Source organism: Martelella sp. (genome assembly GCF_984369615.1).
Genome location: NZ_CFHTCS010000146.1, coordinates 1 through 10042, shown reverse-complemented (window position 1 = coordinate 10042; position 10042 = coordinate 1). Strand labels below are relative to the sequence as shown.

Here is a 10042-nt window from a genome sequence, read left to right as displayed (position 1 = left end):
CGCCCGCGGCGCGGATGATGTCGTTCATGCTGGCGGCATCGAAGCCGACATTCATGAACACCTGCCGCGCGCCCTCCACAATCTGCCGGCGCTTGACCGGGTCTTCGCCCGCCGCATGCCGGCCCATTCGCCGCAGAGCGCAGCGCGCCGCCTCATCCCGCCGACAGAACCTGCTTTTTGATTTCCCGAAACCCATTTCAACCCACTCGCCGGCGCAATACCAGACAACGGAAATGCGCCGTCAGCCTTTCGCGTTTTTTCTAGGGATACGCTGAGGCCCGGCGCATTTCAATCATTTAGTGAACTGAGCGGTTCGATCAGGCTTCCCGGACTTCTTCCGGCGAATAGACGTAGGGCGTCGAGCAGAACTCGCAGGTGACCGTGATCTTGCCGTCCTCGACGCTGTCGTCGACCTCCTCGGCCGTGAAGCCCTTGAGAACGCCGAGAATGCGCTCGCGCGAGCAGCTGCAGCGGTCATAGACGCCCTGAGCCGGATAGACCGTCACGCCGCGCTCGTGGAACAAGCGATAGAGCAGGCGTTCGGCGCCGACTTCCGGATCGGTCATCTCGTCAAGATCGATCGTCTCGACCAGCGCCTGCGCCTCCGTCCATGCGTCATCGGGAGCATGAGACAGCGTGCCGTCATCCCCGTCGCCGCCGTGAAGATCGGGCTGGCGCATGCGGCCCGCCTCCTCGGGGAGAAACTGCGCCACCAGGCCGCCCGCGCGCCAGCGTTCGCGCGGCTGGCCGTCATCGTCGCGGTCGAGCAGCTTGGCAACGCCAAGCCTGACGGCGGTCGGGATCTGCTCCGACTGGCGGAAATAACCCATGGCGATCATTTCCAGCGAACTGCCGTCAAGCTCGACAATACCCTGATAGGGCTGCATGAAACTGCCCTGGTCGATGGTAAAGGCAAGCACGCCGCGGCCCAGCAGGTCCTCCGGCGTCGCCTTGCCTGCCGCAACCGCTGCCTTAAGCGCCTCTTCGCTGAAGCGGGCATAGCCGCGCAGCGCGTCCGGCGTCGAGAAGTCTGCGACCAGCAGATCGACGGGGCCGTCGCTCTTGGTCTGCACGGTGAACTTGCCCGTAAATTTCAGCGACGTGCCGATCAGCGCCGTCAGCACGACGACTTCGGCGAGAAGCCGCGCGACGGGCTCCGGGTAGTCATGGCGCGACAGGATCGCGTCGAGCAGCGGTCCGAGCTGGACCGTGCGGCCGCGCACGTCGAGCGCATCCACCTGGAAGGGCACAACCATGTCGTCTCCGGCGAAACCGAGTTCGCCGAGTTGCTGTTTCAGATCCTGCATATTTCGTCTCCTTCCCCCCTTCGCGGGGGAGGCCGGCAGCTCAGTCGATAGCTCCGAGACACCAGGCCAGTACGGATTTCTGGGCGTGAAGCCGGTTTTCGGCCTCATCGAACACGACCGATTGCGGTCCGTCCATCACCTCGTCTGTCACTTCCTCGCCGCGATGGGCCGGCAGGCAGTGCATGAAGATCGCATTGTCATTGGCCCGCCTCATCAGATCGGCATTGACCTGATAGGGCTGAAAGACATTGTGGCCACGCGCCTTGTGCTCCTGGTTCATCGAGACCCAGGTGTCGGTCACCACGCAGTCGACGCCTTCGACTGCATCCTTGGCATCCTCGAAGAAGGTCACGTCAGCCCCTTCCTTGCGCGCCCAGTCGACAAAGCGGCCGTCGGGCTCGGAGCCGGGCGGCACGGCGATGTTGACGCGGTACTTGAACCGCGCCGCGCCCTCGAGGAAGGAGTGCAGCACATTGTTGCCGTCTCCGGTCCACGCGATTGTCTTGCCCGCCACCGGCCCAAGATGCTCCTCTAAGGTCTGCAGATCGGCCATGATCTGGCAGGGATGGGTGGCATCGGTCAGCCCGTTGATCACCGGCACGGTCGCGTATTCGGCAAGCTCCAGCAGCCGCGCGTGGTCTGTCGTGCGGATCATGATCGCGTCGACATACCGCGACAGCACGCGCGCCGTATCGCCGATCGTCTCGGCCCGGCCGAGCTGCATGTCCTTGCCCGACAGCACCAGCGTATCGCCTCCGAGCTGGCGCATGCCGACATCGAAGGATACGCGGGTGCGCGTCGACGGCTTCTCGAAGATCATCGCCAGCATCTTGCCGGCAAGCGGCTTGTCGGCGGTTCCCGCCTTCTGCGCTGCCTTGCGGGTCGCCGCGTCGTCCAGAATGTCCCGCAATGCGGATGCCGAAACGGCGGAGAGGTCGAGAAAATGTCTCGGAGAGGACATGGAACTAACTCTTTCTAATGCTTCAGGCGGACCGGGCGGGCGAGAGCTTCGCCGCAGCGCGCGAGAGCCGCGCGAGCCCTTCCCGGACGTCCTCGTCACTGACGGTGAGCGGCGGCAACAGGCGCACGACATTTTCGCCGGCGGGCACTGACAGCAGCTTCTCGTCACGCATCGCCGCCGCAAGCTCGCCGGCCGGCACCTTTGCCTTGACGCCGACCATCAGGCCTTCGCCGCGGATTTCCTCGATCACGTCGGGATAGCGGTCCTTCAGTTCGGCGAGCCCCTGGCGGAACAGAAGGCCCATTTCGCGGACATGCTCCAGGAAGCCGTCTTCCAGCACCACGTCAAGAACGGCATTGCCGACGGCCATGGCCAGCGGATTGCCGCCGAACGTCGTGCCATGCACGCCCGGCACCATGCCCGAGGCGGCCTCGTCGCTGGCAAGGCAGGCGCCGACCGGAAAGCCGCCGCCGATCCCCTTGGCGATCGCCATGATATCGGGTTCGACGCCGGTCTGCTGGTAGGCAAACAGCGTTCCCGTCCGCCCGACGCCGGTCTGGACCTCGTCGAAGATCAGCAACAGGCCCTGTTCATCGCAGATCTCGCGCAATGCCTTGAGGAACGCCTTGTCGACGCTGCGCACGCCGCCCTCGCCCTGGATCGGCTCGATCATCAGCGCGGCCGTCGTCTCGCCGATCGTCTCCTTCAGCAGGTCGATATCACCGGCCGGAATCTGGACGAAGCCCGGCGCCTTCGGCCCGAAGCCCTCCATATACTTTGCCTGGCCGCCGGCGGCGATGGTTGCCAGCGTGCGCCCGTGAAAGGCGCCCTCGAAGGTAATGATATCGATCTTTTCCGGATGCCCCTTGGCAAAGTGGTAGCGTCGAGCAGTCTTGATCGCTGTCTCGAGCGCCTCCGCGCCGGAATTGTTGAAGAACACCTTGTCGGCAAAGGTTTCGGCCGTCAGCCGTTCGGCGAGCCTTTCCTGGCCCGAGACCTCGTAGAGGTTCGAGACATGCCAGAGCTTCTCGGCCTGATCCTTCAGCGCCTCCACCAGATGCGGATGGGCATGGCCGAGGGAATTGACGGCGACGCCGGCGGCGAAATCCAGATATCGCTCGCCCTTGTCCGTCACAAGCCAGACACCCTCGCCGCGCTCGAACCGGAGCGGTATTCTGGCGAATGTGTTGAAGAGCGGCGATGATGCGGACATGGTGATCAAGCTCCCGGCAAGGACGATATGCCAGCCAGTTTCAGTCTGGGGCGGTTGCAGAAATTAAAAATGCCGCCTCAGGCGGCGGCTCGGCATATATTGTCATCTCCGACCCCAATGTCAACAAAGCCGGTGCGGCGCCGAACGATGTCGCGCACGGCAAATGATGAATTCGAAAAACACCAAGTTGGGGAAAACCGCGAAAAAGGATTCCAGCGATTCGCTGTCGCCTTGCCACGATAGTGCCATGGGCCTAACTTAAGTCCCAACAGAGAACTGCAGGCGGCGGATCTGATCACCCGGATTGGCGACACTTTCCTGTTTCGGAGGCATTCCGGAGCATGGCGACCGATTCCGCCCGCAAACAGCCGGAGATTACCCATGAGCTGGACAGACGAGCGCGTTGAAAAACTCAAACAACTCTGGTCCGAGGGGCTGAGCGCGAGCCAGATCGCCAATCAGCTCGGCGGCGTGAGCCGCAATGCCGTCATCGGCAAGGTGCACCGTCTGGCGCTGCCGGGCCGCGCCAAGAGCGGCGGGTCGGCGCCGTCTGCCGCCACCCGCGCCACAGCCCGCAACACCGCGCCGCCGCGTGCGCCGAACTTCGCCTCGCGCGCCGCCGGCCGCAAGCCTTCGGAAACGCCGGCATCGGCGCCGAGTGCGCCGCGTACCGCCGGCGCCACCGCGCTGAAGCAGGAGATCGTTGCCGAAACCGAGGCCGCGCCCGAGCAGAAGGCAGCGCCCGACAACAATGTCGTGCCGATCATGCGCAAAATCGCGCTGACCGACCTGACGGAACGGACCTGCAAATGGCCGGTCGGCGATCCCACCCAGGAGGACTTCTACTTCTGCGGCTGCGAGTCGCCGGAAAACTCGCCCTATTGCAAATACCACGCAAAGCTTGCCTATCAGCCTGTCAGCGATCGTCGCCGGGCCGGCTGAACCGGACGCTTCAGAAACCAACGGAAAAAGGCCCTCGCGGCGATGCTGCGAGGGCCTTTTGACATCCGGCAGAAAATGGATCAGGCAGCCCGCCGAAGCGGCTTGACCCGAGCCGAGGGCGCCTTGAGGCCGGTGGCGACAAGAAGGCCCGCCGCGCCGGAAAGAAAACCCTCCGTCAGCTCAAGGCCGAGGAAACGGCGGCGCTCGAACGGGCCGGGCATGACGAGATGCTCCGCCTTTTCGGCGGAAAAGCCGAAGCGCTGATAATATTCCGGATCGCCGACCAGCAGGATCGCGCCGTGGCCGCGGGCTTCAGCCGCAGCAATCGCCGCGCGCATCAGGGCCGAACCGACGCCCTTGCCGTTTGCGCAGGGATCGACGGCGAGCGGGCCGAGCAGCAGCGCGGGCACGGCGCGACCGGCAGCATCCACGCCGGCATCGACATGCCAGAGCCGGACCGTGCCGATCAGGACGCCGCCCTCATCGCGGGCGACAAGCGCCAGGCCTTCGGCCGGCAGCCGGTTGCGGCGGAGCTTTTCCGACGATTTCTTCCTGCGCATCGGCCCCATGGCGCGATCGAGAAGGCTTTCCCGCGCTACGGCATCGATCCCGGCTTCCTCGCCGATGATGAAGGCCGGTGCGTCAACGACGAGAACAGTGTCCTGAAAGAAAGGGGCCATCAGACCAATCCCCTAAAAAACAGCCTCAAAAGACCGGCAGCGATTGCCGTGCCGGCGTGCTACCGAGACTGCGGCCGCAGGGAGGGCCGCAGTCTCACTTCACACCCGTCACCCGAAGAAGGTTGCTCAGATGACGTAGGACTTGAGCGGTTCGAAGCCGTTGAAGGCAACGGACGCATAGGTCGTCGTATAGGCGCCCGTGCCCTCGATCAGAACCTCGTCGCCGATCGTCAGCGTGATCGGCAGCGGATACATGGTCTTCTCGTACATCACGTCGGCGCTGTCGCAGGTCGGACCGGCCAGGACGCAGGGCTCCATCTCGTCTTCGTCGCGCTCGGTGCGGATCGGGTAGCGGATGGCTTCGTCCATGGTCTCGGCGAGACCGCCGAACTTGCCGATGTCGAGGAAGACCCAGCGATGCTTGTCATCGTCGGATTTCTTCGAGATCAGGACCACTTCCGACTTGATCACACCCGCATTGCCGACCATGCCGCGGCCCGGCTCGATGATCGTCTTCGGCAACTGGTTGCCGAAGTGACGCGAAAGGGCTGCGAAGATCGCCTGGCCGTAGGCTTCCGCCGTCGGCACGTCGCGCAGATACTTGGTCGGGAAGCCGCCGCCCATATTGACCATCTGCAGGTAGATGCCCTGCTTGGCAAGCTGGGCGAAGACGCGCTTGGCATCCGCCAGAGCCGCATCCCAGGCTTCAAGCTTGGTCATCTGCGAGCCGACATGGAAGGACACCCCGTAGCTTTCCAGTCCCAGTTGATGGGCATAGACCAGCACGTCGACGGCCATCGGCGGAACGCAGCCGAACTTGCGCGACAGCGGCCATTCGGCGCCCTCGCCATCGGTCAGCACGCGGCAGAACACACGGGCGCCGGGGGCGGCGCGGGCGATCTTTTCAACTTCCTCATGGCAATCGACAGCAAAGAGCTTGACGCCGAGCGCATGGGCGCGGGCGATGTCACGCTCCTTCTTGATGGTGTTGCCAAAGGATATACGCTCAGCGCCGGCGCCGGCCTCCAGGACCATTTCGATTTCGGCCACGGAGGCGCAATCGAAGTTGGATCCGAGGCTGGCGAGAAGCTCAAGGATTTGCGGCGCGGGGTTGGCCTTCACCGCATAATAGATGGCGCTGTCGGGCAGCGCACGGCGGAATGCCGTGTAGTTGTCGCGCACGATTTCGCGATCGACGACCAGGCAGGGGCCTTCGGGACGACGGGTCTTGAAGAATTCCGCGATACGTTCGGTGGTCATGGTAACCCTCTTCTTTCGAAGCAATGACCCTGAAGTCAGGGTCGACAAAGGGCGCATCGACCCGCGCACGAACCCGGCCGATGGAGACCCCGGGGACCGTTTGCGGCGACCGCTCAAGATTGAACAAGCCTTGCGGCTTATCCGGCTTTGTCTGCCTTGGATTGGAGGGATATCCCGACCGCACTTCCGGCAATGATGGTATGTGCCTCTTTAGTACCCCGGCCGTTGGAAAGCCGGGAGACACCAGAAAGGCCCGCACCGTCGTTGCTTCAAGATGTCCTCGCTTGACCGGTTGGCCGGAGAAGCGACTGGAGGGGTTAATTCCAGGTACCTTACCGAGTTCCTCACCATTCGAGGGTTCGGCGGACACCCACAGGCACGCGCGACTTTGGGCAAGCGGAGAGATATTAAAATCACTCTTGAAAATCAAGTGGGTGAACCCCAAAATCCTCTTATCCAAGATCGCATTCGTGCTATCTGTTTGACAAAGCTCAAACAAATTTCCCCGCCAGCCAACAGGAGCGGCCATGGACACCCTGACGCGAATGCGCGCCTTTATCGATGTGGTCGAAGCCGAAGGCTTTTCCGCCGCCGCGCGCAAGACCGGACGCTCGAAGGCGCTGCTTTCCAAATATGTGCGCGAACTCGAGGACGACCTCGGCGCCCTGCTCCTGAACCGCACGACGCGGCAGTTCTCGCTGACGGAGGCAGGCCATATCTATTTCCGCCGCGCCGCCGAGATCGTTCAGGAGGTCGACAATCTCTCCGACGCGGTGCGCGCCAACAACACGGATTTGCGCGGCAGACTGCGGATCTCGGTTCCGCGCACCTTTGTCGATGCGCCGGCCGGCCAGTCCCTGATCGATTTTGCCAAGGCGCATAATGAGCTGACGCTAGAGATCGTCGCCGAGGACCGGTTCGTCGATCTCGTCGAGGAAGGTTACGACGTCGCGGTGCGGATCACCCGGCTCGAGGATTCCACCATGATCGCGCGCAAGCTCGCCGATTCGATCAACCGGGTCTGCGCCTCGCCCGCCTATCTGGCAAGTCTCGAAAAGCCGCTCGACAAGCCCGCCGACCTTGCCCACCACCCGGTGATCGTCGACACCAATCCGAAATCCTTCAACACGCTCCGTTTCGTCAATCCGCAGGACGGCACCGGTTTCAGCGTGCCGATCCACGGGCCGATCGAGGTCAACTCGCCGATGGTGACCATGCGCGGAGCGCTGTCGGGCCTCGGCATCGCGCTCCTGCCCGACTTCGTTGCCCGCCGGGCAATCGACAGCGGCGAACTCGTTTCGCTCTTCGACGAGTATCTGCCGCAGCATTCCGGCATTTACGCCGTGTTCCCACACCGGCGCTATCTGCCGGTGAAGGTTCGCTCCTTCGTGGACTTCCTGTCGAAGTGGTTCCGGGAAAACGACTGTGAAAAGCATTGAGCCGGCACGTTTCTGACTCAATTGTGATTCAGTAAGACAGAGATCGGCAGAATGCCGCCATCCAGGGGACCAGATCTTGAGATTGAAAGCCGCATTTTACGGCCTCCTTGTTACGATCGGAGCTGCAGGGCCTGCGCTCGCGCACCCGCATGTCTTCGTCGACGCACGGCTCGAAGTGGTTGCCGATCAGGACGGCAACGTCGCGGCGCTGCAGAATGTCTGGCGGTTCGACGAGTTTTTTTCGTCCTCCGTCATTCTCGACTATGACACCAACATGGACAATCGGCTGACCGGCGACGAACTGACCGAGATCGGCGAAACCGTGCGGCAGTCGCTTGCAGAATACAACTACTATACGCAGATCACCGATAACGGCGAGGAGGTTAAGCTTGCCATGCCCGACGTTATCCATGCCGACATGACGGACGGACAGCTGTTGCTCTTCTTCGCCGCAAAGCCGGAAAAGCCGCTGCCGCTGTCAGGTCATCTGACCTTCGGCGTCTACGATCCGACGATGTACACCGCGATCGATTTTCGCAACGACACCGATCTGGTGACCGAGGGCGCGGCCTTCGACAAGTGCAAGAAGAACGTTCTGAGACCCGACGCCGACCAGATCCTCTCAGAGAACGCCGACAGTCTCACGGCGGCCTTCTTCAATGACCCCACGGATATGAGCAAACTGTTTGCTACCAAGCTGGATATCACATGCGACTAGCCCGTCCCTTTTTCGCCGTTGTCCTGATGGTCCTCGCCTTTGTCGCCGGCGCGAAATTCGCCGCCGCCCAGTCGCCGCTCGGCATCGGCGCGTCGGAGCCGTCCTTCTCCTCCTCCTTCGGTCCCTTCCAGGGCGTTCTGATCACCATCAATCACTACCAGCAGCAATTCTACCGGGCGCTCACCGGCGCGCTGAAGGCCATGCACGATGATCCGGTCAAGGTGCTCGGTCTGGTCGGGCTTTCCTTTGCCTATGGCATTTTCCATGCCGCGGGCCCCGGCCATGGCAAGGCGGTGATCTCCTCCTACATGATCGCCAACGAAACGGAACTGAAGCGAGGCATCCTCATTTCGCTGCTTTCGTCGCTGGCCCAGGGAATCATGGCCGTGCTTCTGGTCGGCACCGCCTATCTGCTGTTGCGCGGCACCGCCGTTTCCATGGGCGACGCCACGCTGTTCATGGAACGGGCGAGCTTCCTGCTGGTCGCCGGCTTCGGCGCTTGGCTCGTGTTCGCCAAGTCGCGGCCGCTGTTTTCCGGCCACGGCCCGCAAACGGTGGCCCTTGCCAGCGCAGGCGCCGACCATCACGGGCAAGACCACGACGAACACCATCATCACGACCACCGTCACGCCGCGCATGATCACCACGACCACGTACACGGCCCCGACTGCGGCTGTGGCCATGCCCACATGCCCGAGCCGTCAACGCTCGGGGCCAAGGATTTTGACTGGAAGGGCGCCGGGGCCGCTATCCTTGCCATCGGCATGCGTCCCTGCTCCGGCGCGCTGATCGTGCTCACCTTCGCGCTGCTGAACGGCCTGATCCTCGGCGGCATCGCCTCGGTCTTCGCCATGGCGATCGGCACGGCGATCACGGTCTCGGCGCTCGCCATCATCGCCGTTTCCGCCAAGGGGCTCGCCATCAGGCTGGCCGGCCCCGGCTCCGGCCGCGCCACGGCCATAGGCCGCGTAATCGAGATCGGCGGCGCGCTGCTGGTGATGCTGATGGGGCTGACCCTTTTTGCCGCTTCGATGGCCGGCTGAGCCTTTCAGGCGTCGGCTGCGTATCCCACCAGCGCCGCCCCTTCACGACCGTAGAGAAAGCCGTTGGAAAGCGGGACATTCGGATAGATGGCGTTAAGCCGCGCTTTTGCTTCCCTGGCATCGATCCGGCCGTCGAGCGCGGCGCGATACACCTCGGCGACCGCCGCCATATCGCAGTCCTGGGGCGAAAGCCGGAAACGCCGGATACCCGCCCGCCGCAACTCGTCCAGCTCACCGATCAGCGACTGGCAGGTGTGCGACATGGTCTGGACCCCGTTGAGGCTCAGGAAGGGCTGGCGATCGAGCGTGCGCACATCAAGTCCGTCAGGCTCTTCGCCGCAGACGAAACTGCAATTGTCCTTGATCTTGCCCTTGGAGCGCGCATGGGCGCATCGGGCGGAGATCGCCAGCGGCACGCGGCCGAAGGCGAAGACCTCGAGTTCGATCCCCGGATCGTCACCGGCGATGGCCGCAATCGA

At 63.3% G+C, this 10042-nt stretch carries 11 protein-coding genes; 4 read left to right on the top strand and 7 right to left on the bottom strand.

Annotated elements, in window-relative coordinates; translation table 11 throughout:
• From AC5DC2_RS12800 to AC5DC2_RS12785, 4 genes are all read right to left on the bottom strand, one after another.
• On the bottom strand, positions 1–127 hold a 127-nt coding region (locus AC5DC2_RS12800; RefSeq protein WP_491698750.1), incomplete at its 3' end, for a TetR family transcriptional regulator.
• A 190-nt stretch (positions 128–317) separates the two neighbouring features.
• Positions 318–1307, bottom strand: coding sequence for an Hsp33 family molecular chaperone (locus AC5DC2_RS12795; RefSeq protein ID WP_491698749.1), 990 nt, complete (start codon positions 1305–1307; stop codon positions 318–320).
• 40 nt (positions 1308–1347) lie between these two features.
• Complete coding sequence (gene argF / locus AC5DC2_RS12790) at positions 1348–2268, bottom strand: ornithine carbamoyltransferase (RefSeq protein WP_491698748.1); 921 nt, start codon at positions 2266–2268, stop codon at positions 1348–1350.
• A 22-nt stretch (positions 2269–2290) separates the two neighbouring features.
• Entirely contained in the window at positions 2291–3481 is a 1191-nt protein-coding gene (locus AC5DC2_RS12785; RefSeq protein WP_491698747.1) for an aspartate aminotransferase family protein, read from the bottom strand.
• Positions 3482–3862: 381 nt separating this feature from the next.
• Between AC5DC2_RS12785 and AC5DC2_RS12780 the strand changes: the two genes are divergently transcribed.
• The gene (locus AC5DC2_RS12780; protein WP_024709349.1) at positions 3863–4423 is read left to right on the top strand and encodes a GcrA family cell cycle regulator; all 561 of its coding nucleotides are present in this window, start codon (positions 3863–3865) and stop codon (positions 4421–4423) included.
• A gap of 80 nt (positions 4424–4503) precedes the next feature.
• Here the strand turns inward: AC5DC2_RS12780 and AC5DC2_RS12775 are convergent, their stop codons facing one another.
• Together AC5DC2_RS12775 and odc2 are read right to left on the bottom strand one after the other, a co-directional pair.
• The gene (locus AC5DC2_RS12775; RefSeq protein ID WP_491698746.1) at positions 4504–5103 is read right to left on the bottom strand and encodes a GNAT family N-acetyltransferase; all 600 of its coding nucleotides are present in this window, start codon (positions 5101–5103) and stop codon (positions 4504–4506) included.
• Between the two features lie 126 nt (positions 5104–5229).
• Positions 5230–6363: an ornithine/lysine decarboxylase gene (gene odc2 / locus AC5DC2_RS12770; RefSeq protein ID WP_491698745.1), complete on the bottom strand. Its 1134-nt coding sequence runs from the start codon at positions 6361–6363 to the stop codon at positions 5230–5232.
• A 527-nt stretch (positions 6364–6890) separates the two neighbouring features.
• Here odc2 and AC5DC2_RS12765 point away from each other — a divergent pair.
• The 3 genes from AC5DC2_RS12765 to AC5DC2_RS12755 all read left to right on the top strand — a co-directional run bounded on the left by AC5DC2_RS12765 (position 6891) and on the right by AC5DC2_RS12755 (position 9563).
• Positions 6891–7802, top strand: a complete 912-nt coding sequence (locus AC5DC2_RS12765) for a LysR family transcriptional regulator (protein WP_024709346.1) — start codon at positions 6891–6893, stop codon at positions 7800–7802.
• A gap of 76 nt (positions 7803–7878) precedes the next feature.
• The gene (locus AC5DC2_RS12760) at positions 7879–8520 is read left to right on the top strand and encodes a DUF1007 family protein (protein WP_491698744.1); all 642 of its coding nucleotides are present in this window, start codon (positions 7879–7881) and stop codon (positions 8518–8520) included.
• A complete protein-coding gene (locus AC5DC2_RS12755; RefSeq protein WP_491698743.1) occupies positions 8511–9563 on the top strand; it encodes a nickel/cobalt transporter in 1053 nt (350 codons plus the stop codon). Before AC5DC2_RS12760 ends, AC5DC2_RS12755 begins: the two co-directional genes overlap by 10 nt.
• A gap of 5 nt (positions 9564–9568) precedes the next feature.
• Here AC5DC2_RS12755 and AC5DC2_RS12750 read toward each other — a convergent pair.
• The coding region (locus tag AC5DC2_RS12750; protein ID WP_491698742.1) for a U32 family peptidase at positions 9569–10042 on the bottom strand (474 nt) is incomplete at its 5' end.